The sequence below is a fragment of the Acrocarpospora macrocephala genome (genome assembly GCF_009687865.1).
Lineage (GTDB): Bacteria > Actinomycetota > Actinomycetes > Streptosporangiales > Streptosporangiaceae > Acrocarpospora > Acrocarpospora macrocephala.
In genome coordinates, this window is record NZ_BLAE01000034.1 from 29,669 (window position 1) to 55,382 (window position 25,714).

Below are 25,714 nucleotides of genomic sequence, written 5' to 3' on the forward strand. Positions count from 1 at the left end.
CCGTAGGCTGACAAGGGGGATGGCGTGCTGCTCCGGTTCCGTGCGGCGAACGTTCGATCGCTGCGCGATGAGCAAGAGTTGGCTTTCGTCGTCCCTGAAGACAAGCCGAGTCTCACAGCGCGTGCGGTGAGCCTGGGGGGAGATCGGTCGACATGGGTCTTCTCGCTGATCGGCATCTTCGGTGCCAACGCGTCTGGTAAGTCGAATGTGCTGGCCGCCCTGACTGATATGCGAGCGGCGGTTCTCAACTCCTACGCCAGCTGGGCGTCTTTCGACGGTATCCCTCGACAATCCTTCCGCTTGGACCCAAAGGGCGAGGATGACCCGAGCTTCTTCGAAGTGGACTTCGTGATCGATGAGGTTCGCTGGACTTACGGATTCGAGCTTGGCCCTACGCGTGTCGTGGCGGAATGGATTCACAGCTACCCTCGTGGTCACCGTCAGGTGTGGATGGATCGCGACACCTCGCGAGCAGAGGTGTATGAGTGGCCGGGCAACCGGGTGAAGGACCGAGCTCAGCTGGTGCGGCGCACTCGGCCTAATGCGCTGCTCCTGTCGACAGCGGGCACGGACAACCATCCTCAACTGTCAGCACTTTTTCATTGGTTCCGTCGTAATCTGCTGCTCATCAATCCAGAAGATGAGCGGGAGGCTCGCGAGGCGTTCACCACGGCTGCGCTGTCGGGCCAGGAGGCGCAGCGGATCAAGGATCTCCTGAGGGTCGCGGATTTGGGAATCACCGACGCGAAGGTCACCCGGGAAGGGAAGAATCGACCCGCGCCTGTGTTGTTCCACCAGTCCGCTGCCGGAGAAGTTCCGTTCGAGTGGCGGTATGAGTCGCTGGGGACTCGCTCGTGGTATGCGCTACTGGGTCCGTTGCTCTTGGTGCTCGATGAGGGAACCGTACTTCTGGTCGATGAACTGGATGCCAGCCTGCACCCGCGATTCGCCGCTGAGGTGGTCAGGCTCTTTCAGGATCCGCAGGCCAATCCCAGAGGTGCGCAGCTCATCTTCACCTCGCACGATCCTTCGGTTCTCACTACTTCGAGTGGGGAGCGTCCGATGGAGCCGGGACAGGTGTGGTTGACGGAGAAGGACAAGGATGGCGCTACTGCGCTGTACCCATTGACGGCTGCTTCGCCGACAGAGAATGAGGACTTGATGAAGTCCTATCTGGCTGGGGCGTTCGGCGGAGTCCCATTGATCTTGGAGGGTCAGATCGCCCGTCGATTGATCAGTACAGACGAGCGGCTGAAGGGGGCCCGGCGGAGGAGAGCGGATGGCGCGTAAGAAGGGCAAGGAAGAGCTGGGCCCTTCGAAGAGGCAGCGTGCCCGTCGGCGCCGCCTCGTGTATGTCTACTCGGAGGGACAGGTCACCGAGCCGACGTACATTGAGATCGTCCGTGCTCAGGGGGTTAACGCGGACCCGACGATCGCGGTGGAGGTCAGGATCGCGAATGCCACCGTGTCGGGATCCTGGCGTAAGCCGATCAAGTTGGTCGAGGCGGCGGCACGCCTCATGCGCGAGCAGATTCGGGAGGCGAAGCAGGGCGGGCTGCCGGAGGAATTCTGGCCGCAGGTCTGGTGCCTGTTCGACCGAGACGATCACGAGCAGGTCGACGAAGCCTTCAAGCTGGCCCGCGAGGCGGATGTCCGTGTCGCGTTCTCGCATCCGTGCTTCGAGGTTTGGCGACTGCTGCACTTCAACTCGGTGTCCGGAACTTTTAGTGGGGTTTGCGGCCTCGTGACCGATCGGCTGCCCTTCGCCAAGGCCGTCGAGAACGTCAAACTCGTGCTTCCAGAACAGATCCCGGTCGGTAGCTTCGGCGAGGCGAAGAAGCGCGCCGAGCGGATGAACGCGGCACATGGGGATCATGTCCCCTGGTCGCGGCGAGATCCGTACACCGATGTCCACACTTTCGTTGAGCAGGGCCTCGGGATTCGTTCCTACTGAACTGGATCATTAGTGTCCTGGCTAGACGACCGGGCGGCTGCTGCCGCCTACCCGGGTGGGTGTGACCCACTACGATGACGCGGGTGCCTGAGAGTCTCCTCCCGAAGGCGTGTCGCTTTCCGGCGTTCGCCGTTGTGCAGGACCTTGCCGTCTGGGTGGGGACCGGACGAGCCGTTACCTCCGGCGGTGCGTTGAAACCCGCGCTGGTTCCCGAGGCCGCCAGGGCTCTGCGGGTGCCGTGCCCGGCCAAGGTGCGGCGGCTGAGCGATGTCGCCGTGGTCCATCAGGCGTGGGTCGGCGCGCTGGCGATGGGGTTCATCGAGATCTCCGGTAGTCGTGCCGTACAGGCGGAGGCGGCGGCCGAGCCGACCGCGCGGCAATGGTTCGCGGCCGTGGAGCAAGTGCTGGCGGCTCGGGTGACCGATCCGTGCGGGGCTGATCCGCGAATCTGCTGCCAGGTGACGCTGACGATCCTGGCGGAGAAGGCACCGCTGCCGGGGGAGGCGTTGTCGCAGGCGGTCGCAGAAGAGATGCGGCGCCGTGGCGACTGGGACTGGCGGGCACCGATCCTGGCCGATGCGGCCATGGAGCATCCTGTTGACTGGATCGTCGCGATCCTGCGAGATTTCGGCGCGCTCGATTCGCGTATGGGCGTGACGGCACTGGGCGAGTACGCGCGCGGTGAGTTCGGTCGTCGAGTCCCACCGCCGATTACTTCGGACCTGTCAGCTGCGGCGGTGTTGCGTCTGCTGGCGGACCTGCCCGAGGAGGAGATCTGGGAGCCTGTCTGGCGCTGGCGGCTGCCCGCCGACCGCGATTCCACGCGTGATCCTCTGCGCGAACTGCTGCAGGCAGCTGCGGATGCAACTGCCGCAGCGCGGATCAGCGCGATCGAGGTGATCGGAGAACGCGGCGAGTATGCCGTGCCGCTGTGGCGGGAGGTGCGCCTTCACCCCATGCTGGGCGCACATGCCCGGAGCGCGCTGGCTGACCTGGACCACGGGCCTGACCCGTCGAGGGAGGACGTGCTCTGGGTCGCCGTCGATTGTGCCTTGGCCGCGCTGGACCGCTATGGCGTCAGCGACGCCTTATATGTCCTGTTGGACGCGATCGGCGATGACATCCGTGAGTCCGTGCGGGACAGCGGTCATCCCGAAGCTGCCAGGTTGCTGGAGGCGTTGCCGCTCACCCCGCCACCAATCCCGGCCTATCAGATGAAAATCTCGCTGTACGGCGGGCTGTGGCGGCGGGTCATGGTGCCGGAGAATCTCTCACTTGGCGATCTGCACGAGGTGATCCAGGTCCTGTTCGGTTGGGGTGATGATCACTTGCATGTGTTCGAGACCGTCAGCCGCCGCTACGCCGACCCCTTCCACAGCTTGGACGAGTGCGGCGACGAGTACGGCTACCGGCTCAACCGAGCCCTTCCCGCGCCTCGGTCGAAGATCTCCTACACCTACGACCTCGGAGACTGTTGGCGGCACGAGATCATGCTGGAGAAGGTACACAGCGACGGCATCGCTCGCCCGGTATGCGTGGGCGGGCGCGGCGACAACCCGATTGAGGACTACAACCCCGACTATCCCGAAGACCCTGTCCCGTTCGACCAGAAGGCCGTCAACGAGAAGCTGGCGGCCCATTTCGCTCAGGTCGAAGGCGCGAGCGACCTCAGCTGAGGTCGCTACACCGACTTCGTTCAGCCGCCGTCGATGACCAGGTCTATGCCGGTGATGTAGGAAGCGTCGTCGGACACCAGGAACGCGATGGCCGAGGCGACCTCGGTGGCCTGGCCGGGGCGGCCGAGGCTGATTCTGCGTTCCGAGCTACGTAGGGTGGCGGGGCGAACCATGGGGCAATGGCGGATTACCTACTGCATTCCTAAGCAGAGGCCGGATTTAGTTCGGTCAAGCCGAAGCCCAGTTGGCTGTACAGCTCTAGCTGATCGTAGTATTCACGGTGCGTGATGATCTTTCCGTCCTCAATATGAGCAGCGCATGAAGCGCGCACCGTGATGCGGTGACCTGTTCTCTCTATCACATGCCCGTCTGGCAGCAGAAAAGGTCCCGTATGCGTGCCGGTGTATGTCCATTCCGTAACGGCAGGGATAGCGCATTCGGCCAGCTCAAGCCACGCCGTCGCGTGAAAGTCGGGGAATCCCTTGAAGTATTGCTCATAGTGCCAGGCGATCTCCTCGTGCCCTTCTGCTATGCCTGACGGTGCGACATAAACAGCGTCTGGGCTGTAGCAGTCGAGCACTCTTTGCAGATCGTGAGCGTTGATCGCGTTCTTCAACTGGCGTTTGAGGTCCCAGGCTGTGGACACGGATACCCCCAGGCCGGATTCAGACTAAATCTCATTCTTACGCTACTCAACGAGGAGTCAGCCGCTGGTTAGGGCGGCGTTGTGCGCGCACCATGGAACACGCCATGATTTCCCGGTCGGCTCAAGAGCATCTGACCCCGCCCATCCCGTCGACGTCCCGGAATTCCTATGGGGTGCGGATCGGGATCGTGGTGGGGTCGGACAATACGCGCTCGATGACGACGTGGACTCCTCCCCGTGACGCCGCGCCGAAGCCGAGATCGGAGGCGGCGAATCCGCAGCGGTTGGTGGCCGCGGTCATGCCGAGCCGGTTCAGTTCCGTCTGGGCGACGGGGATGATCCGGTCGGCGAGCTGGGCGAAGTATCCACCCAGGACGACCACCCGCGGGTTGAAGAGGTTGATCAGCATCGCGGCGCCGCGGCCGAGCCACCGGCCTATCTCGGCGATCGCCGGGTCGACGCGGGGATCCCCTTCGGCTCGCCGCTGCTCCATCTCAGCCAGCCGTTCCTCCGGATCCCGTACGACCTGGCCAACCCCGTAGGCGTGGTCCGGGGTGGCCATCCGCACCAGCGCCGCCAGCCCCACCTTGGTCTCCCAGCAGCCGATCCGGCCGCAGCCGCAGCGCTCACCGGCGGGGTCGACCATGATGTGGCCCGCCTCCCCGGCGAAGCCGTCCGCTCCGTTCAGCAGCCGGCCGCCGGAGATGATGCCGCAGCCGACGCCGACCTCGCCGGTGAGGTAGACCAGGTTCGGCGTGCCCATGGCGATCCCCGAGCGATATTCGGCCAGCGCCGCGAGGTTGGCGTCGTTGTCGACGGTGATGGGCACGTCCGGGGCGGCGGACCGCAGCCGGTCGGCCACCGGCACCTGGTGCCAGCCGAGATTCGGGGCGATGACGACGGTGCCGGTGGCGGTGTCGATGAGACCGGGGACGGCCACGGTGATCCCGGCCAGCGCGACCCCGAGCCGGCCGAGGTCGGCGACGGTCTTCCCGATCACCTGGGCCAGCTTGTCGAGGGAGCGGCCGGGATCGTGTCCCATGGCGTCGAAGCTGATCCTCCGGTCGGCGAGCACCCGGCCCGCCAGGTCGGTGGCGAAGGCGGCGATGTAGTCGACGTTGACTTCCACGCCCAGCGCGCCCACCCGGGAGCCGTCCAGAACGAGCGCGAGGCTTGGGCGCCCGACCGAGCCCGCGCGTTGTGGCCCGATCTCCTTGACCAGCCCGCGCGCCTGCAACTCGCCGACCAGGCTGGTGATGGTGGTCTTGTTCAGTCCCGTCTCGATGGCGGCGGCCGATCGGGAGCACGGGCCACTCTCGCTGACATGGCGCAGCACGAGGGAGAGGTTGGAGCGGCGAATCGTGGCCTGGTCCGCGGGGACTCCCGCCGACCGGCGGTCCGGACCGGTGAGATCCACGACCGCCCCCTCGATTCGTCTACATGGCTGGCCAAATTAAAGACGGCCAGGTCCAGTGGGCGCAATCGGCACACGATGTAACGGTTGGGTAACGGGGTGTGCAGGGCGCCGACCTGCACATACTTGACGATGTCAACTCGTTATCTGTCCCAGTGGTGCAAACCGGACACACGCGTGTTACAAACCTCATTAATTGATCGCCGAGACAAACGAAAGGCGGTGACCGCGTGGAGCACCACGTCACCCGCGCGGCCGAAGCCGCCGCGCCGACCAGTTCGCCCATGTTGCGCCAGACGAACCTCTCCCTGGTCCTGCGCCACCTGCGCGACCACGTGTCCCGGTCCCGGGCCGACATCGCGGAGGCGACCGGCCTGCACCGGGCCACGGTCTCCAACCTGGTGGCCGAGCTCCTCGAACGGCGGCTGGTACGGGAGACCGGCATCGAGCACGTCGGCGCCATCGGCCGCCCCCGGCGGTCCGTGGCGCTGCACGGCGCGCACGTCGGCGCGCTGGGTTTGGAGATCAACGTGGACTACATCTCGGTTCACGGCTCCGACCTCAGCGGCCGGGTCCTGGTGGAGCGCCGGGTCGGCTTCGACACGATGGCCAGCGGCCCGGACCGTTCGCTGCGCCGGCTCAGCCGGGTCGCCCGGGAGGCCGTCGAGGCGATGAAGCGGGCCGGGGCCGTCCCGGCCGGCCTCGGGGTGGCGGTCCCGGGCCTGGTCGACGTGGCGCGCGGCGTGGTGACGTTCGCCCCGAACCTGGACTGGCACGACCTGCCGCTGGCGGCTCGGCTGTCCACCGCGCTCGGCCTGAGCGTTCCGGTGATGGTCGACAACGACGCCAACCTCGCGGCCCTGGCCGAGCACACCGCGGGTGTCGCCGCCGGCACGCCCCATCTCGTCTACCTGACAGGCGAGGTCGGCGTGGGCGGCGGCATCATCATCGACGGCAAGCTGCTCCGCGGCGCGGACGGGTTCTCCGGCGAGGTCGGGCACCTGCCGGTCGACCCGGGCGGCGCCCGCTGCGGCTGCGGGCGGCACGGCTGCTGGGAGACCAAGGTGGGGCTGGCGGCGCTGGTGCGGATGGCCATGCCCGAGCAGCCGTACCAGCCGGTCACCGATCCGGAGGAGCGGGCGACGGAGATCGCCAGAGGGTTGGCCGCGGGTGATCGCCGCATGCTGGCGGCGGTCGCGGAGGTGGGACGATGGCTCGGGCTCGGCGGCTCGATCGTGGCCAACCTCTTCAACCCGCGGGTGATCGTCGTCGGCGGCTACTTCGCCACGCTGGCCGAATGGCTGCTGCCGCACGCCCAGGCGGAGCTGGAACGGCTGGTGGTGGCCGGTCCCGCCGCCCAATGCCGGTTCACGGCGTCCAATTTCGGCTTCGGCGCCGCCTCCCGGGGCGCCGCGAGCATGGTGATCAACCGGCTCATCGACCACCCGACCACGATCATGGATCCAATACCCCGGCTGGCAGCCTACTGACAGCCCCCCAGAGCCTGGAGACGGCACCCTCCAGCCACCGCAGTAACCACAACACAAAGTAACAAGTGGCAACAAGCGCGGCGGCGCGCGCCTTGCCTGACGTATCCCCAGTCAGGAAAGGGATTCCCCATGTCACCACGTTCTCGAACGTGGGCCAGGCTCATCAGGGTCCTGCCAGTCAACGAAAATCGAACCTTACGTCGGACGGCAGCGATGGTGGCCATGGCCCTCGTCCTGCCCCTCATGCCCGCCCTTTCGCTCCTGACGTCGCCGGCGAACGCCGCCGCGGCCGCGGAGCCCGCCTTCAAGGTCCTCGTCTTCTCCAAGACCAGCGGCTTCCGCCATGACTCGATTCCCGACGGCATCGCGGCCATCCAGAAGCTCGGCCTGGAGAACAACTTCGCGGTCGACGCGACCGAGGACAGCGCCCAGTTCACCGACGCCAACCTGGCGCAGTACCAGGCCGTCATCTTCCTCTCCACGACCGGCGACCCGCTGAACACGCAGGCGCAGAAGGACGCCTTCCAGCGCTACATCCAGGGCGGCGGCGGCTTCGCCGGCATCCACGCGGCCTCGGACAGCGGTTACAGTTGGGAGTGGTACGGCAAGCTCGTCGGCGCGTACTTCAAATCGCACCCGGCGGGAACCCCGCAGGGGACCATCCGGGTCGAGGACCCCGCGCACCCGTCGACGGCGCACCTGCCGACCTCGTGGACGCGGAACGACGAGTGGTACGACTACCAGGCCAACCCCCGCGGCACCGTGCACGTGCTGGCGTCGATGGACGAGAAGTCCTACACCGGCGGCACCATGGGCATCGACCACCCGACGATGTGGTGCCAGGACTACGACGGCGGACGCTCCTGGTACACCGGTCTCGGCCACACCAAGGAGAGCTTCGTCGAGCCGAACTTCGTGAAGATGCTCCTCGGCGGCATCAAGACCGCCGCGGGCGCCGAGAAGGCCGACTGCTCGGCCTCGCAGAGCGGCAGCTTCGAGAAGATCACCCTCGACGACAACACGGCGAACCCGATGATGCTGGACATCGCCAAGGACGGGCGGGTCTTCTACATCGACCGCCTGGGCGACGTCAAGATCGTCAAGACCAGTGGCGCCACCGTGACGGCCGCGCACCTGAACGTGTTCACCGCCAACGAGAGCGGCCTGCTCGGCGTGGCACTGGACCCCGCTTTCGACACCAACAAGTGGCTGTACCTCTTCTACTCCCCGGCGGGTCAGAACGTCGACCGGCTGAGCCGGTTCACGGTCACGGGGGACACCCTCGACCTGTCGAGCGAGAAGACGATCCTCAACGTGCCGGTGCAGCGGGCCGAGTGCTGCCACCACGGTGGCGGCATGCTCATGGACCACAAGACCGGCGACCTGTGGCTGGCCACCGGTGACAACACCAACCCGTTCGCCTCGGACGGCTACGCGCCGATCGACGAGCAGACGGGCCGCGCCGCGTGGGACGCGCAGCGCACCTCGGCCAACACCAACGACCTGAGCGGCAAGCTGCTCAGGATCCACCCCGAGTCCGACGGCACCTACACCGTCCCGACCGGCAACCTGTTCCCCCCGGGCACGGACAAGACCAAGCCCGAGATCTACGCCATGGGCTTCCGCAACCCGTTCCGGATGGGCCTGGACCCGAAGACCGGACATCCCATGGTGGCCGACTACGGCCCTGACGCCGGGTCCGCGAGCCCCACCCGCGGTCCGCAGAACACCGTCGAGTGGAACCTGGTCAGCCAGCCGGGCAACTACGGCTGGCCGTACTGCGTGGGCAACAACACGCCGTACATCGACTACAACTTCGCCACCAAGGTGTCGGGGTCGGCGTTCAACTGCGCCGCGCCGGTCAACGACTCGCCCAACAACACCGGCCTGACCAACCTGCCGGCGGTGACCCCGGCGACGATCTGGTACAGCGGCGGGACCAACCCGAACGTCTTCCCCGAGCTGAACGGCGGCGCGCCGATGGCGGGCCCGGTCTACCGCTACGACGCCGACCTGGAGTCGACCGTCAAGTGGCCGGCCTACTGGGACGGCAAGGCGATCTTCGGTGAGTGGAACACCAACAAGATCTTCTCGTTCCAGCTCAACGAGGCCGGCACCGCGCAGATCAAGATCAACCAGATCCTGAAGTCCATGAGCTTCAAGCGGCCCATGGACATCAAGTTCGGTCCCAACGGCGCGCTGTACCTGATCGAGTGGGGGTCCGGCTTCGGCGGCGACAACGCCGACTCCGGCGTCTACCGCATCGACTACGTCAAGGGCACCCGGCCGCCGGTGGCCCGCGCCTCGGCGGACAAGACCGACGGTCCGACGCCGCTGGCCGTGCAGTTCTCCAGCGCGGGGTCGAGCGACTCCGAGGGCAAGCCGATCACGTACGCGTGGGACTTCGACGACAACGGCACCGTCGACTCGACCGACCCCAACCCCGCGCACACCTACACCCAGGCGGGCAATTACAACGCGGTCCTGACGGTCAGCAACCCGGACGGCCTCACCGGCACGGCGAGCGTCCCGATCGTGGCGGGCAACACCCGGCCGACGGTGACCATCGACCTGCCGCCGAGCGGCGGGTTCTTCGAGTTCGGCGACCAGGTGAAGTACAAGATCACCGTCTCCGACCCCGAGGACGGCACGATCGACTGTGACGAGGTCACCATCCAGGCGTACCTCGGCCACGACAGCCACGGCCACCCCCTCGACCAGCACTCCGGCTGCGAGGGCACCGTCCAGACGCTCTCCGACAGCGGCCACGGCGGCGACGACAACCTGTATTACATCCTTGAGGCCACCTACACCGACCAGGGCGGTTCCGGCGCGGCCAAGGAGCTCACCGGGCGAAACGAGGTCATTCTCCAGCCCAAGCACAAGCAGGCCGAGCACTTCTCGGGGACCGGCCGCACGGCGGACGGCGTGGGCACCGACCCCGCGGGCGTTCAGATCGAGACCACGGGCGACACCCAGGGCGGCAGCCAGAACATCGGCTTCATCCAGGACGGCGACTGGTTCTCGTTCTCCCCGATCAACTTGGGCGGCGTCTCCTCGATCCGGTTCCGTACGGCGTCGGCGGGTGCCGGCGGCACGGTGCAGGTCAAGGTGGGCGACCCCACGACCGGGACCGTGATCGGCTCGATCGACATCACGCCGACCGGCGCGTGGCAGACGTACAAGGATGTCACGCTCGACCTGACGAACCCGCCCGCGACGACCGGCCCGCTGTTCTTCGTGGTGCGCAAGCCGGCGAGCGCGGCGGCCAACTCCTCGCTGCTCAACTTCAACTGGGTCGACTTCATCGGCAAGGGCGTCACCGACAACCAGCGCCCGCAGGTGACCGCGGCGGCCAACCCGACCACGGGCACCGCGCCGCTGAAGGTGGACTTCACCTCGACGGCCACCGACCCCGACAACAACACCCCGCTCACGTACAAGTGGAACTTCGGCGTCAACGGTTCGCCGCAGCCGACCACAGCGAACGCGAGCTACACCTACGCCGCACCGGGCACCTACCCCGCGTCGGTCACCGTGACCGATGCCAAGGGCGCCTCGACCACCGCGACCGTCACGGTCCGGGTGAACCCGCCGAGCACCACGTGCTTCTCGGGTCGTTCGGACGACTTCCTGGGCGCCTCGCTCGACCGTAACCGCTGGTCGGTCGTCCGTGAGGACCAGAACCTGCGGGTGGAGGGCGGCAAGCTCGTCCTGCCGACCTCGCAGACGGAGATCTACGGCAGCGGTCCCGGCAACGTGAGCAACATCGTCCTGCAGCCGCTGCCGCAGGGCGCCTGGACCGCCACCACCAAGGTGACGATGGTCGCCGACACCCAGTACCAGCAGGCCGGTCTGGTCGTGTACGGCGACGACAACAACTACGCCAAGATGGTGCTCCAGGGTCGCAGTGCCACGGCCAACCACGCCGCCCGCATCTTCCAGTTCATCCGGGAAGAGAACGGCACGCCGAACGAGGTGGCGGCGAGCAACACCGGCAACCTCGGTGACGCTTTCCCCGACACCTATTACGTCCGGTTCATGAGCGACGGCTCCAACCTCACCGCTCACTACTCGGCCGACGGCACCACCTTCACGGCGATGCCGGAGACCAAGGCGCTGGCCGGGATCACCAACCCGCGCATCGGCCTCATCTCGTTCGCGAGCACCGGCAACCGCCCGGTCGTCGACGCCGCGTTCGACTGGTTCCACATCACGCCGGACGACACCGCCAGTTCGCCCGAGCCGAGCGACGAGTTCAACGGCAGCACGATCGACCCCTGCCGCTGGAACGCGATCGTCCGTGGTGACAACACCCTCGCTCGCGTGACGGGTGGCAACCTCGAGATCGACACCTCGTCGGGTGACATCTACGGCGGCGACAACAGCAACCCGAAGAACTTCATCCTGCAGAACGCGCCGAACGGCGACTTCACGCTGGAGACGAAGGTCGACGGGTCGACGTTCAACCAGCAGTACCACCAGGGTGGTCTGCTCGTTTACGCCGACGACAACAACTACGTGAAGCTGGACCTCGTCCTCGACAACCAGCCCGGTTCTGCGCTCACGCGTCGGATCGAGCTGCGCAGCGAGGCCGGCGGAACCGTGCTCAACCCGCAGCCGGGCGTCAGCAACCTGACCCAGGGTGTCTGGTACCTGCGGCTGAAGAAGGAAGGCACCACCTTCCGCGGGTCGTACTCCGCCGACGGCACCACGTGGACGGATCTGGCGGAGGCCGTGACCAACACGGCCGTCGGCAGCCCCAAGGTCGGTGTGTTCGCCTTCGGCGTGAACGCGACCGAATCGAAGACGGCCAAGTTCGACTACTTCCGCCTCACCCAGGGACAGCCGGACACGACCGCGCCGGTGACGACGGCCACCCCGGACCCGGCCCAGCCGGCGAGCGGATGGTTCACCAGCCTGGTCCTGGTCACGCTGGCCGGCGCCGACGAGGCGCAGGGCAGCGGGGTCGACCGCACCGAGTTCCAGCTCGACGGCGGCGCCTGGACCACGTACCTGGAGCCGGTCGTCATCACCGGCGACGGCCCGCACACGCTGAACTACCGTTCGGTCGACAAGGCGGGCAACGTCGAGGCGGCCAAGTCGCTCGCGCTGAAGGTCGACGCGACGGCGCCCGCCACCACTGCGGACTTCCTCCCGGTGGGTCAGGGCACCGTCCCGGTGACCCTCGCCGCGACGGACGCCACGTCCGGCGTGGAGAAGATCGAGTACGCCCTCGACAGCGGCGACTGGACGCCTTACACCGCGGCGGTCAACGTCACCGGTGTCGGCGACCACGAGCTGCGCTACCGCGCGACCGACAAGGCCGGCAACGTCGAGGACACCAAGGCCGCGACCATCAAGATCGAGGAAGAGGCCGCGCCGACCATCCTGATCTCCGGTGTCGCGGACGGCACGGAGTACGGCGACAGCCAGGACCTCACCATCGCCTGGGAAGTCGCCGGAACCAACGTCAAGACGGTCACCGGCACCCTGGACGGCCAGTCGTTCACGTCCGGCTCGGTCCAGCCGCTGTACCAGCTGGCTCTGGGCGCGCACACGCTCACCGTCACCGTCGAAACCCAGTCCGGGACCAAGGTGGAGCAGACGGTCACGTTCTCCACCGCCACCTCGACCGACGACATCTCCGCCCTGATCGAACGCTTCAAGGCCGCCGGCAAGCTCTCCGCCACCGGCGCCGCGAAGCTCCAGGACAAGATCTCCAAGGTCATGGTGTCCGAGGACAAGGAAAGGGAAAGGGACAAGAAGAAGATCGTCAAGAAGCTCGAGCGGTTCATCGAAGCCGTCAACGATCCCAAGATCGTCTCGAACGCCGAGGTGAAGGCCACGTTCCTGCGTGACGCCAACGCCTTGATCGTGGCGAACGGTGGCACGCCCGTTAACTGACCGGGCTGTGACCAGGGGTGCCGGGTCCTTCCCGGCACCCCGACGAGCCCCCGCCCAGGGGGCCCACGTGGGCACCTTGGGCGGGGTTTCCGCGCTTGGATATGGCGGCGCGCCGACGCCGAACCTGAAGGGAATCACGACTCGTGAGACTGAGATATGCCGTGACCGTCGTGCTGGCCGGGCTCGGGCTGCTGCTCGGCGCACCGGCGGCCTCCGCCCAGGACAGACCGATCAAGCTGGAGGTGGTCGGGGACGGCGGCCACAACGTCAACGTGCTGGTCACCTGGAAGGAGGGCGGCACCCCGGTCACGGAGATCGTCGAGGCGACGCTGGTCGCGACCGCCGCCGACGGCCGTTCCTTCGGGCCGGTCCCGCTCCGGTCGTCACCCGAGGGCCAGAACCTCTACCACTCCGCCCAGCCGCTGCCGAGCGGTGAGTGGGAGGTGACCGTGACCACGACCAAGCCCGCCAATGCGCGCAAGACGACGAAAGTGACGGCACAGGACATCGCCGCCGTGCCTGTGGCGGCGACCGCCCCCGCACGGGACGCGGCGGCGGCTCCCGCATCCGACGGGGACCTGCCGCTCAAGATCGGCGTCATCGTCCTCGCGGCGGTGCTCGCCCTCGCGGTCTGGATCGGCCTCGCCCGTCGCCAGCGGGCGGACATCCGGCGCTGAGATGTCTACCCGCTAGCCGCCGGTGAACCAGACTTCTACCGCGATGCCGGTGGAATCGCTCATCGGCTGGGCCAGGAGTGTGGCGGTGCGGCCATCGGAGAGGGTGACCTCCACCACCGCTCCCTGGCCCTGCGCGACCAGCCGTACGGCGGCGTCCTCCAGGGCGAGCCGATCGCGGCGGCACAGGTCCCGGGGCGCGGAACGCGCTACGGCGGTTCCGGCTCCGAAACTCTTCGTCCGGAGGAACTCCTCCATCAGGGCATGCTCGCGTTCGCTGGTCAGTTCGAGCAGCCGCTGCTCGACGGCGGCGGCCGACCGCTGGGCCAGGGCGGTCATTTCCTCGCTCGCCCGGTCGTTCGGGCAGGTGACGCTGACGACGCCGGCCACGCGCCCGCTGAGCGGATTCCGGATCGGTGTGGCCACAGCGGTGATCCCGTGGAGTTCCGCCGCGAAGTGCTCGTTGCCCGAGACCCGGCAGGTCCGCCGTTCCACCAGCGCCGTGCCGAAGGCGGTGGTGCCGATATCGGGCTCGGCGTAGCTGAAGCCGGGTGCGGCGCCGACCGCGTCCAGTAGCCTGCCATGGGCTGGTTCACCCACGTTGCGCAGGAACATCACGCCCGTGGCATCGCCCAGGAACATGCCCGCCGGGGTGCCCGCGACCGCGGTGCGCAGCCGCTCGAACACGGGCCGGGCCGCGCGCACCAGCTCGCAGTCGAAATCCAGGTCGTGGAACAGGCGTGGACGGGCGGTCTCGGGAGTGAGTCCCGCCGCCTGGCACCGCCGCCACGAATTCAAGATCGGAACGCGCACTTCGCCCCCTGCGAGCTTTCCGTCCAGGAACCGCTCAATGATCTTGTCGGCGGGCTGCCGTCTCGCGTCCAAGACGCCTGCCATACGGCTCGCTCCCACGGCTCCCTCCCACTAGGCGCATCTGCCCATAATATGGACAAACAGCATCATTATTCTCAATGTCGGGCAAAGAACGACCGATTTTCCGCCTGAACGGCGGGCTGGCCGCTTCATGGGTCGGCGAGTGGGAGGCGAAGGATGAAGCGCGCTCCGGTTGGAGGCGCGTCCTCGACGTGCAGGGTGCCGTGGTGGGCGTGGGCGATGTCGCGGGCGATGGCCAGGCCGAGCCCGGTGCCGCCGCAGTCGCGGCTGCGAGCGGTGTCCAGCCGGGTGAAGGGCTGGAAGATGTGCTCGCGTTCCGCTGGGGGAACTCCCGGGCCGTCGTCGGTGACGCTGAGTTCGGCCATATCGCCGGCACGGTGCACCCCTACCACGACGCCGTGGGCGGCGTGCCGTTGCGCGTTGTCGAGCAGGTTGCTCAGCACCCGGTAGATCTGGGTGGGGATGGCGTTGGCCAGCACGCCGGGGGTGAGATCGAGTCGAGTCGGGTGGGGGTCGCCGATCCGGCGCGAGGTTTCGGATTCGGCGAGTCCGACCAGGTCGATGTGCTCCAGGGCGGTGGGCGGGGCGGCTCCGACCCGGGCCAGCAGGAGGAGGTCGGTGATGATGGCCTGCAGCCGGTCCACATCGCCCAGCGCGTGCCGGAGCAGGTCGGCCAGGTCGGTCTCGCCGGGGTGGAGTTCGGCTTCCTCCAGTTGGGCGCGCAGTCCGGCCAGGGGAGTGCGCAGTTCGTGGGAGGCGTCGGTGGTGAAGCGCCGCTGACGATCGAGTGACTGCCGCAGCGACGTGGTGGCGCGCTCCAGCTCCGCGGATATCGTGTGCTCGTGGGTGTAGCGGCGGGCGTTGTCGACGCACACCGCCGCGCGGTTGACCAGTTCCTCGGCCAGGGAAAGGTCGTCTTCCTCGAACACGTCCCTGACCGCGGCGCGATAGAAGCTCACGATCCCGAGGGTGATGCCGCGGGCTCGCATTGGCACCGCGACCAGGGAGCGGATGCCGTGCTCGCAGATTCTCCGGCAGCGTTCGGGATCCTGTGCCATCCAGCCGAGGTTGGTGGGCAACACTGGTTCGAGTATCGGCTGCTCGGCGGCTACGCTGCGGGCCTGTGGCGTGTACGGGAGCGGGTGGATGAACGACCCGGCCGGATGCAGACAGGATCCTTCCGTGATGCCCTTCAAGGCGACCCGGCGCATCCCCGCGTAGATGGTGGTGGGCTCCTCCCCGCGCAGCACGCGGTCGGACAGATCGACGCCGACGTAGTCGGCGAACCGCGGGACGGCGACCTCGGTCAGTTCCTTCGCGGTCTGGGTCACGTCAAGAGTGGTGCCTATCTGGGAGCCCGCGTCGCACAGCAGGCTGAGTCGTTCGCGTGCCTGCAGGGCGAGCCGGCCGATACTCGGCTCGCTTACGGCGAGCAGCCACCCGTCGGTCACGGTGGCCGGGGCGGGCGCGGCGGATTCGGCTCTGGGACCGGGCCGCGAGACCGACGTCATGTGCCGGGATGCGCTGCGGTCCACGATGGCCTCGACCGCGGTGCGGTGCGTCCCGTCCGGATTGCCGACCGGGCGGCTGAGCAGCATGGCGGTACGGCTCTGCGACAGCGGCACCATCACGACGCCCACCCGCTCGGCCGAGATCAGTTCCGCGGCGTTCTCCAGGATGCGAAGCCGGTCGTACGCGGACACGGTGGAAGCGTCGTCTGGCCAGGTGGTGTCCACCAGCGTGACCCCCGCCCCTCGGGCCCGGCGCTTGGCGTCGAGGAAGGTCAGGAGCGACGCCTGTTCCCGTTCGGAGTGCTGCTCAAGCAGGCGTTGTTCGATGCTTCTGGCCGCGGTCGTGACCAGGGCGAGCATCGCCGGATCGGCGTACCGGTCCGGGCAGGTCAGATCGAGGATGCCGTGGATGCGGCCACTGATCGGGTCGCGGATGGGAGCGGCCGCGCCTGCGAGCGTGCGCAGCGAGTCGGCGAAGTGTTCCGGGCCGCGGATGAGGGCCGGACGTCGCTCGGCCAGTGCGGTGCCGAGAGCGTTGGTGCCGGCGGCATCCTCGGAGAATCCGAGACCGGGCTGGAACGGCAGCCGGTCCAGCCAGCTGTGGAGTGCCGGTTCCCCGCCCTGGCGCCGCAGGATCCTGGCCCGCTCGTCGGCGAGAGCCACGGTCACCTTGATGCCGGAGAGCTGGGATTCCAATTGATCGAGCACTGGTGCGGCGGCATGGACGAATTCGCCGTCTAGGTCGATGTCCGGGTGGAACACGATGGACACGTGGTCGGGCGTGATGCCCATGCGCAGGCAGCGCTGCCATGACGTCAGCACGCGTTCGCGAATGCCACTCTCGACGGGCTCGCCGGCCAGGAAGCGCTCGCGAGCGGCGATGAGAGCGGCGACGTCAGTTCCGCCGGCCACCATTGACCATCTCGTCCTTCCCGTGCGTTCTCCGTCACCGCTTATCTCTACTCAACCTAGGCACATAGTTCTTCCCGATTTATCCAAATTGATGTTGATTTATGGTAAATCAAACCTATTTCGGGTTATTGTAGACTGTTTGGTGGGGTTTGGTGGCATTCCTTCGAGCTGCTCCTGGCCGAGCGCCGTACCGGAGCCGATGCAGCGAAGGGAGGCTGACCGTCATGGTTCTGCATGTGGGTATCGACGTCGGGGGCACGTTCACCGACGCCGTCGCCATCGCGGACGGCCTCGCCGTACACGGCAAGGCCTTCTCGACGCCGGACGTGACGACCGGCATCCTCGCCGCGTTGAGCATCCTGCGCGAGCGGGTCGGGCTGAGCGAGGCGGAGTTCTATCCGGCGATCGACCGGTTCGTCCTGGGCAACACCATCGTCACCAACGCGGTGAACGAGCAGAAGTACGCCCGGGTGGGGCTGCTGACCACGCAGGGTTTCCGGGACACGCTGCGGATCGCCCGCTCCGCGCGTACCGATGAGCGCGACTCACACAAGCTGACCCCGCCGCCCGACATCGTGGACCGGCGTCTCATCGTCGAGGTGCCCGAACGCGTTGACGCGCACGGGACCGTGCTGGTGCCGCTGTCCCGCGACGCCGTGCGCGGGAGCGTCGAGCAAGCACTGTCGGCCGGGGCCGAGTCGATCGCGGTGTGTCTGCTGTGGTCGTTCCGCAACGACGCGCACGAGCGGGCGATCGCCGGCTACCTGCGCGAGCACCACCCGGATGTGCCCTACTCGCTGTCCAGCGCGCTGACGCCGGTGTATCGGGAGTACGAGCGCATGGTGACCACGGCGCTGGACGCGGCGGTCAAGCCCATCGTCGCGGCCCACTTCCAGCAGCTCGCCGACGCTCTGGCCGCCAAGGGGCTGCGCACCAGGGTGCAGATCATGCAGGTCCACGGCGGGTTCCTCTCGGTCCAGGAGACCGCGCGGGCGCCGATCTCGATGTTCAACTCGGGTCCGGTGGGCGGGGTGACCGGCGCGCGCCTGCTCGGCATGCGGCTGGGCCGACGTCGGGTGCTCACCGCTGATATGGGCGGGACGAGCCTGGATGCCGCCGCGATCATCGACGACGAGCTGCGGGTGCTGCCGCGGGCCGAGATCGGCGGGCTGCCCACCAGCCTCACCGCGGTGGACATCGAGACCATCGGCGCCGGGGGCGGCAGCCTGGGCTGGATCGACGGCCGCGGGGTACTGCGCGTCGGCCCGCACAGCGCCGGTTCCGTGCCCGGGCCCGCCTGCTACGGCAAGGGCGGCGAGCGTCCGGCGGTGACCGATGCCGCGCTGGTCATGGGGCTGATCAACCCCGGCTACTACCTCGGTGGAACGGTCCCGCTGTCGGTGGAGAAGGCACGCGCCGCGATTCGGCGGCACCTGGCCGAGCCGCTCGGGCTGTCTGAGGACGCCGCCGCGCACGGCATGTACCGGCTGGCGACCTCGCAGATGGCCAACGCGCTGCGCAAGATCACCGTCAACCGCGGGCACGATCCCCGCGAGTTCACCCTGGTCGGGTTCGGCGGCGCCTGCGGACTGTTCGCCGCCGCGATCGCCGCCGAGACGGGGGCGGGCGAGGTGGTCATCCCCCGCGACGCCGCTGTGTTCTCCGCCTACGGACTCATGCACGCGGACTCGGTCTTCTCTGTCGTCCAGACCAGCCCGTGGACGATGGACCAGCCGGCCGAGGCGCTCGAAAAGGAGTTCGCCGCCCTGGAACAGCGCGCGCGGGACTGGTTCGACGCTGCGGGCGTCCCTGCGGACCGCCGCGTGCTCTACCGGGAGGCCGACATGAAGTTCGTCGGCCAGATCTTCGAGGTGACCACACGCCTGCCCGAGGAGCCATTCCGAGAGGGCGACAAGGAGGCGTTGCGGCGGCGGTTCGTGGCGGACTACGAAGCCGAGTTCGGCACCGGCACCGCGTGGACCGAGGCCGAAGTGCTGCTGGTCAACTCGCGGGTGCGGGCGGTTGGCCGTACCGAGATCCAGAACGTGACCGAGACCTACGGCCAGGAATGGCACACGGCCACCGAGCGGGAGGTCATCGAGCCGCTGTCCGGACACCGCCGCCGCGTCGAGGTGCACCGGGGGTTCGGCGCGCTCGGCAAGGCCGAGGGTCCCTGCCTGATCGAGGAGCCGGACACCACCGTCTACGTGCCGCCGGACGCGGGGATCGAGATCACCGACGGCGGGCACTTCCTCATCTACTTGAACCACAGGTGAAGGAGACCGCTGTGAGCTCAAGCGACGGCTTCGATCCCGTCACGCTCGAGGTGATCAGGATGCGCCTCGACTCGATCGTCGAGGAGATGGGCATCGCGATGATCCGGTCCTCCGGGTCGCCCGTCATCACCGAGGCCGGTGATTTCAACACCGCGTTGTTCGATCCCGAGGGACGCATCTACGCGTACTCGGACTATGTGCAGTTCCACATCGGGTCGGGCAGCGTGGCCGTCCGCAACCTGGTCGAGGTCATCCGGGGCGAGTCGTTGTATCCGGGCGACGCGTTCATCTGCAACGACCCGCACACCGCGGGGGCGAGCCACCCGCCCGACACGAACGTGATCTCCCCGATCTTCCACGGCGAGGAGCTGATCGGCTGGGCGCAGTCGCAGGCGCATCTGCTCGACGTCGGCGGGATGACCCCCGGCGGCTTCGCGCCCGGCGCGTACGACTGCTACAGCGAGGCTTTGCGGCTGCCGCCCGGGGTGAAGGTTTTCGAGCGGGGTGAGCCGGTCGAGTGGGTCCGGCGGATCCTGCTCAACAACGTCCGCGTTCCCGTGCCGTACTGGAATGACGTGCGCAGCCTCGTGGCGAGCAACAACACCGGGATCCGACGGCTGCTCGCCACGATCGAGGAGTTCGGGCTCGACCGCTTCCGGGCCTACACGCGGCGCAACTTCGAGATCGCCGAGCAGGTCGTGCGCGACCGGCTGGCCCGGCTGCCGGACGGGGTGTGGGAGGCGGAGGAGTGGACCGAGCACAACGGACACGATGACGGCCTCTATCGGGTCCGATGCACGCTGACCAAGCGTGGCGACCGGGCGAGGTTGGACTTCACCGGCTCCAGCCCGCAGACCGGCGGGTTCATCAACTGCAGCTATGGCGCGCTCGTAGGTAGTGTCGCCACCGCCGTCGTGCCGATCCTGGCGTGGGACGTGCCGTTCAACGAAGGCGTCATGACCGCCTTCGAAGTGGTCGCCGAGCCGGGAAGCATCGTCAATCCGCGCCCGCCGGCGCCGATCAGCAACGGCCACCTCACCACCGGCGCCCGCGTGAGCAGATTGATCGTCAAGCTGTTCAACCAGCTGTGCCGGGCCAGTGACGACCCCGTGCTCCAGGGGCGTACGCAAGGTGTCTGGGCTGATTCCTGGACGGGCGGGATCTCGGCCGGAACCCGGGACGACGGCGAGTATTTCGTCTTGTTCAACATGGACGGCGGCGGCATGGGGGCCGGCGCCCAGCCCGAGGCCGACGGCCTGGACTGCGCCGGGATGATGACGCAGATGAACAACATGCTGCCGGACGTGGAGATGAACGAGATGCTCTACCCGGTGCTCTACCTGTGGAAGCGGCTCTCCCCGGCCAGTGGCGGGCACGGCGCCAACCGGGGCGGCCTCGGTCAGGAGTTCGCCTGGACCCTGCACGGCGCGAGCCAGGTGACCCAGACCGTGTTCGCGCCGAGCGCCCAGGTGCCCGCCGACGGTTACGGCGGCGGTCTGCCCGGCGGCGGCAGCGGGCACCTCCTGTGCCGGGATACCAACGTCTGGCAGCTCATGTCCGGCGGCGTCGTCCCCACTGACGAGACGTTGTCTTCGACCGGTAGGCGACTGCTGGACATCAACCAGCACGATCTCACCGTCCGGCACGGCGACGTCTTCGTCCAGTGGATCGCCGGGGGAGGCGGCTACGGTGACCCCTTCCTGCGCGACCCGGCTCTGGTCGCCGAGGACGTCAACAACGGCTACGTGACCGCGGCCGTCGCCGAGAGCGTGTATGGCGTGGTGTTCGACGGCGACCGCGCCGACGCCGCCGCGACCGCCGCACGCAGGGACGCGCTCCGCACCGAACGGCTGGCGGGCACGCCCCCCGCGAAACCGATCCTGGACTCGGCGATCGGCTCCGCCGGAGCCTCCGTCCCCCACCTGGGGGCGGACGGCCACTGGTACTGCCCGGCCAGCGGCGCCCTGATCAGCACCGCCGAGGACTGGCACGACGACGCCCTGATCCGGACCCGTCCCGCCGCCGAACGCCTGGCCGAACTCGGCGTCCGGATCCGGCCCCGCCTCGGAGAGCCCGCCGTCCTGCTGGACGAGTTCATCAGCCCGGCCTGCGGCACCCTGCTGGAAACCAGGGTACGAGTGGCCACGCCATGACCGCCTGTCCGCGAACTATTGCCCGCGCTCGGAATAACCAGGATGAACCTCGGTGTCGAGCCCGAAGTCGGCCGCGAGCTTCGCCAGGATGCCCTGGAGTAAGCGGCGCTCCTCGTCGTCGAGCGAGGCGAACAGCTCATGCTCGTGGGCTTCCGCGATGCCGCGGAGCGCGCCCATGGTCGTGCGGCCCGCGTCCGTCAGGCGCAACTCGTGGTTGCGGCGGTCGCTCGGGCTGCGGGTGCGGGCCACCAGTCCACGGCCTTCGAGTGAGTCGATGAGCACCACCACTCTGCTCGGCACGGTGCCCAGCCGACCGGCCAGGTCTCGCTGACTCATTCCGGGGTTACGCGAGAGCAGGCGCAGCACGCCGGCATCCGACGGAACAAGACCGAGATCGCGGACCCGCTCGGCGAAGCGGGCCGAGGCGAACGTACCCAGCTGCGTGAGGAGGAAGCCCAGGCGGCGCGGAGTGGATGCGTCAGTCACGTCATCAGCATAAGGGGATTGACAGAATGATTCAGCATATGAATCATTCTAGCTATGACCGAACTATCCTCCACCGACCTTGTGGCCGCAGGTCCCCGCCGTGCGGGTGGCCCCCATCCCGGTCTGCTGGCTCTCATCAGCCTGGCCCTGTTCCTGGCCGGGCTGATCGTTGGAGCCGCCATGTCCGGCGGAGCCGCACTAGGGTCCCCGTTCGCCGAAACCAGTGACGTGGTCGCGCGATTCGCCGATCACTCGTCCGCCGTCCGGGTCCTCGCGCTCTTCCAGTTCGGATCGGCCGTCCCCCTGGGGATCTACGCCGCGACCGTCTACGCCCGCCAGCTGCGACTGGGCATCCGGGTTCCCGGCCCCGCGATCGGGCTGTACGGCGGGATCACGGCGAGCCTGCTGCTCCTGATCTCGTCGATGACGACCTGGGTGCTGAGCCGTCCCGAAGTGAGCGTTGACGGCGCGCTCACCCACGCGCTCGCCTATCTCTCCTTCATCACGGGCGGGGTGGGATACGTCGTCGGACTCGGATTGCTCGTCGCCGGTCTGGCCGTGCCGGCCCTCATCCTGAAGCTGGTGCCGGCCTGGCTGGCCTGGACCGGACTGGTCATCGCGGCGCTGTCCGAGCTGAGCTTCGTCTCGATGGTCGTCGAGCCCCTGCAGGTATTGCTGCCCATCGGCCGATTCGGCGGGGCGATCTGGCTGATCATTGTTGGCTTCCTGCTGCCCCAGACCCGAGCCGCCGCGAACCGGGAACGCCCGTGATCGCCCTCGTCACCGGCGGCACCGGCGGGATCGGCCTGGAGATCGCGCGCAACCTCACCCAGACGGGCGCGAGCGTGATCGTCACCGGCCGGGACGAGGACCGAGGCGCCGCCACCGCGGCCGAACTCGGCGCGAGGTTCGTACGCGTCGACCACCTGACCGTGGCGGGCAATCTCTCCCTCGCGCACCACCTGACACAGGAGGTGTCCCACCTGGACGTCGTCGTCAACAATGTGGGCGGTGCCGCCTTCACTCGGCGAACCCGCACCGCCGAGGGCCACGAGGCCACGCTGTCACTGAACTACCTCGGCCCCATCGCTCTTACTCAGGCGCTGCTTTCGCTCCTGGGCGACCGCGCCCGCATCGTACAGATCGTGTCCAGCGCGTACACGATGCACACCGGCGACCCCTTCACCGAGCCGGGCACGTACTCGGCGATCAGCGCATACGCGCGGGCCAAACAACTGAACCTCCTCGCGACGCTGAGCCTGGCCCGCGCCCTCGCCGGCAGGGCCAGGATCAACGCCGCGAACCCAGGGATGGCCTGGACACCGGGGGTGCGGGCCATGACCCGGGATGACGTGCCCGCGTGGCGGTACCTGTGGCCTCTCATGCGACTGATCCAACGCCGTGGCTCGCCCCGGAAAGCGGCGCGCACCCCCACCACGCTCGCCGCCGAGGGGATCGGATCAGGCGACTTCTATGAGGGCAACGGGAGGCTCATGCCCATCCCCGACCGGCTACGCGACCCGGAACCGCAGGATCGCGCCCTGCGTGACGTCGTCGACCTCATCGAGCGACGTTAGCCATCCGGGGATCATCACCCCGCACGTTCGCGGGTGAGTTCGGCGTCGAGTTCCACGCCCAGCAGGACGGCGATGTTGGAGAGCCACAGCCAGATCAGGAACACGATCATTCCGGCCAGCGTCGCGTACGTCTTGCTGTAGCTGGCGAAGTGGACCACGTAGAAGGCGAACGCCGCCGAAGCGATGATCCAGATGATGACGGCGAGGGCGCTGCCTGGGGTGAGCCACCGGAAACCCGGATGTTCGACGTTGGGTCCCGCCCAGTAGAGCAGCGCCAGGACCATCATCACGATGAGCACCAGGACCGGCCATTTGGCGATATTCCAGATGGTCACGCCGGTCTGGCCGATGCCCAGCAGCTGGCCGGCCCGCCGGGCGAGGTTGCCCGTGAGCACCACGCCGACTGCGCTCACGGTCACCGCGATCACCAGGATCGCGGTGGCGGCCACCCGGAGCGCGAGAGTCTTCCAGATCGGACGGGCTTCCTCGATTCCGTACACCACATTGGCGACCCGCATGAACGCCCCGACGTACCCCGAAGCCGACCAGAGCGCGACGGCGATGCTGAAAATCGCGGCGAATCCCGCCGCTGTCTGGTTGCTTCGCAGGGCCTGCAGCACGGGGTTGAGTATCTGCCTGGCACCAGGGACGACCTCGCCGAGGTCCATCAAGGGCTTGGCCGCGGGCTGGCCGAACAACCCCAGAATCGAGATCACCGCCAGCAGCGCAGGGAAGATCGACAGCACCGCGTAGTACGTCAGGGCCGCCGCCCAGTCAGCCAGATGATCCCGCTTGAACTCCTTGCCGGTGCGTTTCAGCACCCCCCACCAGGAGCGCGGCGGCCGCTCAGGCGGTTTGTCCGGCTGTTCGCTCATGCTTCGAGCCCTACCCGGGGCTCGCAGACCGAAAAGACCAGGTCAGGATCGTGGGGGCAGCGGGGAGCGCCCTCCCCTCCGTGCGGAGCAGCACCGTGCACGGCACGTTCTGACCCGGGTGCGTGGCCGTGCCGCGGCGGGACAAGAGGTGGGCCCCTCTCCCCATGAATAACAGGGGGAGAGGGGCTGGGCGGGGATCATCAGGTGATCAGGTGGAGCGGCAGGTCAGTGCAGGTGTGGCGCCGGGTGTGCCAGTGCCGAGGAAGCCGAACGTCGTCGAGGCCCCGGCGCCCAGCGAGCCGTTGTACGCGGCGTTGCGGGCCGTCACGGCGGATCCGCTGCTGGTCACCGTCGCATTCCACGACGAGGTGACCGTCTGCCCGCCGGTGAACGTCCAGGTGACCGTCCAGCCGGAGATCGCGGCCGAACCGGCGACGATGCGGACATCGGCCTGGAAGCCGCCGCCCCACGAGGACACGACCTGGTATGTGGCCGAGCAGCCCTGGCCAGGGCTGGGGCTGGGGGTGGGCCTGGGGGTCGGGGTCGGCGTGGGAGTCGGCGTGGGTGTTGGGGTGGGCGTGGGTGTTGGGGTGGGAGTTGGCGTGGGGGTGGGTGAGGGGTTCGAGCCCGTGAAGTTCACGTCGCTGCAGAAGTAGTACGACTGGTCCGAATGGCTGGCCTGCCAGATCGTGTACACGATGTGGTGGCCGGAGCGGCCCGGGGCGTTCACCTCCACGGGGGTCACGGCGCCCGTGGGGACGCGGCCCGTCTGGCCGACCAGTTCCAGGTCGCTCCAGCGCAGGCGTTGCGTCTTGGGGTTGAAGCCCTGCTTGGTCGCGTACACGCGGATGTAGTCCGCGCCGTGCAGGGCCTGGTCGAGGAGGTTCAGCGTGAAGCGGGCGGGCTTGTCGACCGTCTTCCACGCGCCGGGGACGTCCATCGCCGCGTAGCGGCCGTCCCAGGTGTTGCCGCCGCTGCAGAGCTGGCCGTCGGGGATGGCCGCCTGGTGGTTGCCGGCCACGCCCTCGCGGTACAGGCCGTTCCAGTTCCACATGGCCTGCGTGTCGGCCTGCCAGGCCTGCCAGCACATGGGGTCCAGGGTGGCCATCTGCGGGTTCTGGAAGTCGCTGCCCCAGCGCTGCCAGCAGCCGTAGTTGCGGGTTGGGGGGTCGCTCACCGAGCCGTGAGCCGACGCGGGTACGACCAGCGCGGTGGTGAGCAGGAGCGTGGCGCCCACGGCCGCGAGCAAACTTCGGAGTAACGAGCGGG

At 68.0% G+C, this 25,714-nt stretch carries 18 protein-coding genes; 10 read left to right on the top strand and 8 right to left on the bottom strand.

Features of this window, described 5'->3' with window-relative positions; genetic code table 11:
- Positions 1-24 precede the first annotated feature (24 nt).
- The 3 genes from Amac_RS27655 to Amac_RS27665 all read left to right on the top strand — a co-directional run bounded on the left by Amac_RS27655 (position 25) and on the right by Amac_RS27665 (position 3,630).
- Positions 25-1,290: an AAA family ATPase gene (locus tag Amac_RS27655; protein ID WP_155357342.1), complete on the top strand. Its 1,266-nt coding sequence runs from the start codon at positions 25-27 to the stop codon at positions 1,288-1,290.
- Entirely contained in the window at positions 1,280-1,954 is a 675-nt protein-coding gene (locus tag Amac_RS27660) for an RloB family protein (protein WP_155357343.1), read from the top strand. Before Amac_RS27655 ends, Amac_RS27660 begins: the two co-directional genes overlap by 11 nt.
- A gap of 191 nt (positions 1,955-2,145) precedes the next feature.
- Positions 2,146-3,630 (top strand): plasmid pRiA4b ORF-3 family protein, encoded by a 1,485-nt coding sequence (locus Amac_RS27665; RefSeq protein ID WP_170322682.1) that lies wholly within the window; start codon positions 2,146-2,148, stop codon positions 3,628-3,630.
- A 20-nt stretch (positions 3,631-3,650) separates the two neighbouring features.
- Here the strand turns inward: Amac_RS27665 and Amac_RS27670 are convergent, their stop codons facing one another.
- The 3 genes from Amac_RS27670 to Amac_RS27680 form a co-directional block, all read right to left on the bottom strand.
- Positions 3,651-3,803 carry an SDR family oxidoreductase gene (locus Amac_RS27670; RefSeq protein WP_155357345.1) on the bottom strand — a complete coding sequence of 51 codons (153 nt, stop codon included), beginning with the start codon at positions 3,801-3,803 and terminating at the stop codon, positions 3,651-3,653.
- A gap of 29 nt (positions 3,804-3,832) precedes the next feature.
- The gene (locus Amac_RS27675; protein ID WP_155357346.1) at positions 3,833-4,276 is read right to left on the bottom strand and encodes an ester cyclase; all 444 of its coding nucleotides are present in this window, start codon (positions 4,274-4,276) and stop codon (positions 3,833-3,835) included.
- A 166-nt stretch (positions 4,277-4,442) separates the two neighbouring features.
- Positions 4,443-5,693 (bottom strand): ROK family transcriptional regulator, encoded by a 1,251-nt coding sequence (locus tag Amac_RS27680; protein ID WP_218041310.1) that lies wholly within the window; start codon positions 5,691-5,693, stop codon positions 4,443-4,445.
- Between the two features lie 227 nt (positions 5,694-5,920).
- On the opposite strand from Amac_RS27680, the gene Amac_RS27685 reads away from it, so the two are divergent.
- From Amac_RS27685 to Amac_RS27695, 3 genes are all read left to right on the top strand, one after another.
- Entirely contained in the window at positions 5,921-7,180 is a 1,260-nt protein-coding gene (locus Amac_RS27685; RefSeq protein ID WP_281356347.1) for an ROK family transcriptional regulator, read from the top strand.
- Positions 7,181-7,402: 222 nt separating this feature from the next.
- On the top strand, positions 7,403-13,087 hold the full coding sequence (locus Amac_RS27690; protein ID WP_218041311.1) for a ThuA domain-containing protein: 5,685 nt from the start codon (positions 7,403-7,405) through the stop codon (positions 13,085-13,087).
- A 143-nt stretch (positions 13,088-13,230) separates the two neighbouring features.
- Positions 13,231-13,764 carry a hypothetical protein gene (locus tag Amac_RS27695; RefSeq protein WP_155357347.1) on the top strand — a complete coding sequence of 178 codons (534 nt, stop codon included), beginning with the start codon at positions 13,231-13,233 and terminating at the stop codon, positions 13,762-13,764.
- 12 nt (positions 13,765-13,776) lie between these two features.
- Here the strand turns inward: Amac_RS27695 and Amac_RS27700 are convergent, their stop codons facing one another.
- On the bottom strand, positions 13,777-14,658 hold the full coding sequence (locus Amac_RS27700; RefSeq protein ID WP_155357348.1) for a GAF domain-containing protein: 882 nt from the start codon (positions 14,656-14,658) through the stop codon (positions 13,777-13,779).
- 125 nt (positions 14,659-14,783) lie between these two features.
- Positions 14,784-17,081: an ATP-binding protein gene (locus tag Amac_RS27705; RefSeq protein ID WP_155357349.1), complete on the bottom strand. Its 2,298-nt coding sequence runs from the start codon at positions 17,079-17,081 to the stop codon at positions 14,784-14,786.
- 221 nt (positions 17,082-17,302) lie between these two features.
- On the opposite strand from Amac_RS27705, the gene Amac_RS27710 reads away from it, so the two are divergent.
- Together Amac_RS27710 and Amac_RS27715 are read left to right on the top strand one after the other, a co-directional pair.
- A complete protein-coding gene (locus Amac_RS27710) occupies positions 17,303-19,354 on the top strand; it encodes a hydantoinase/oxoprolinase family protein (protein ID WP_155357350.1) in 2,052 nt (683 codons plus the stop codon).
- 11 nt (positions 19,355-19,365) lie between these two features.
- Complete coding sequence (locus Amac_RS27715) at positions 19,366-21,507, top strand: hydantoinase B/oxoprolinase family protein (RefSeq protein WP_218041312.1); 2,142 nt, start codon at positions 19,366-19,368, stop codon at positions 21,505-21,507.
- Positions 21,508-21,522: 15 nt separating this feature from the next.
- Here Amac_RS27715 and Amac_RS27720 read toward each other — a convergent pair whose 3' ends face one another.
- Positions 21,523-21,993, bottom strand: a complete 471-nt coding sequence (locus Amac_RS27720) for a MarR family winged helix-turn-helix transcriptional regulator (protein ID WP_155357351.1) — start codon at positions 21,991-21,993, stop codon at positions 21,523-21,525.
- Positions 21,994-22,047: 54 nt separating this feature from the next.
- Here Amac_RS27720 and Amac_RS27725 point away from each other — a divergent pair, with 54 nt between their 5' ends.
- Both Amac_RS27725 and Amac_RS27730 read left to right on the top strand, forming a co-directional pair.
- On the top strand, positions 22,048-22,764 hold the full coding sequence (locus Amac_RS27725; protein WP_155357352.1) for a hypothetical protein: 717 nt from the start codon (positions 22,048-22,050) through the stop codon (positions 22,762-22,764).
- On the top strand, positions 22,761-23,570 hold the full coding sequence (locus Amac_RS27730; protein ID WP_170322684.1) for an SDR family NAD(P)-dependent oxidoreductase: 810 nt from the start codon (positions 22,761-22,763) through the stop codon (positions 23,568-23,570). The genes Amac_RS27725 and Amac_RS27730 overlap by 4 nt, the downstream gene beginning before the upstream one ends.
- Before the next feature lie 14 nt (positions 23,571-23,584).
- Here the strand turns inward: Amac_RS27730 and Amac_RS27735 are convergent, their stop codons facing one another.
- On the bottom strand, positions 23,585-24,445 hold the full coding sequence (locus Amac_RS27735) for a YihY/virulence factor BrkB family protein (RefSeq protein ID WP_155357354.1): 861 nt from the start codon (positions 24,443-24,445) through the stop codon (positions 23,585-23,587).
- Between the two features lie 208 nt (positions 24,446-24,653).
- Positions 24,654-25,682: a lytic polysaccharide monooxygenase gene (locus Amac_RS57720; RefSeq protein WP_307729763.1), complete on the bottom strand. Its 1,029-nt coding sequence runs from the start codon at positions 25,680-25,682 to the stop codon at positions 24,654-24,656.
- Positions 25,683-25,714: the final 32 nt, after the last annotated feature.

Coding starts and splice junctions, on each gene's coding strand:
- Amac_RS27670 (WP_155357345.1), bottom strand. CDS start 3,803: ATGGTTCGCCCCGCCACCCTACGTAGCTCGGAACGCAGAATCAGCCTC.
- Amac_RS27700 (WP_155357348.1), bottom strand. CDS start 14,658: ATGGCAGGCGTCTTGGACGCGAGACGGCAGCCCGCCGACAAGATCATT.
- Amac_RS27690 (WP_218041311.1), top strand. CDS start 7,403: ATGGCCCTCGTCCTGCCCCTCATGCCCGCCCTTTCGCTCCTGACGTCG.
- Amac_RS27735 (WP_155357354.1), bottom strand. CDS start 24,445: ATGAGCGAACAGCCGGACAAACCGCCTGAGCGGCCGCCGCGCTCCTGG.
- Amac_RS27705 (WP_155357349.1), bottom strand. CDS start 17,081: ATGGTGGCCGGCGGAACTGACGTCGCCGCTCTCATCGCCGCTCGCGAG.
- Amac_RS27660 (WP_155357343.1), top strand. CDS start 1,280: ATGGCGCGTAAGAAGGGCAAGGAAGAGCTGGGCCCTTCGAAGAGGCAG.
- Amac_RS27710 (WP_155357350.1), top strand. CDS start 17,303: ATGGTTCTGCATGTGGGTATCGACGTCGGGGGCACGTTCACCGACGCC.
- Amac_RS27725 (WP_155357352.1), top strand. CDS start 22,048: ATGACCGAACTATCCTCCACCGACCTTGTGGCCGCAGGTCCCCGCCGT.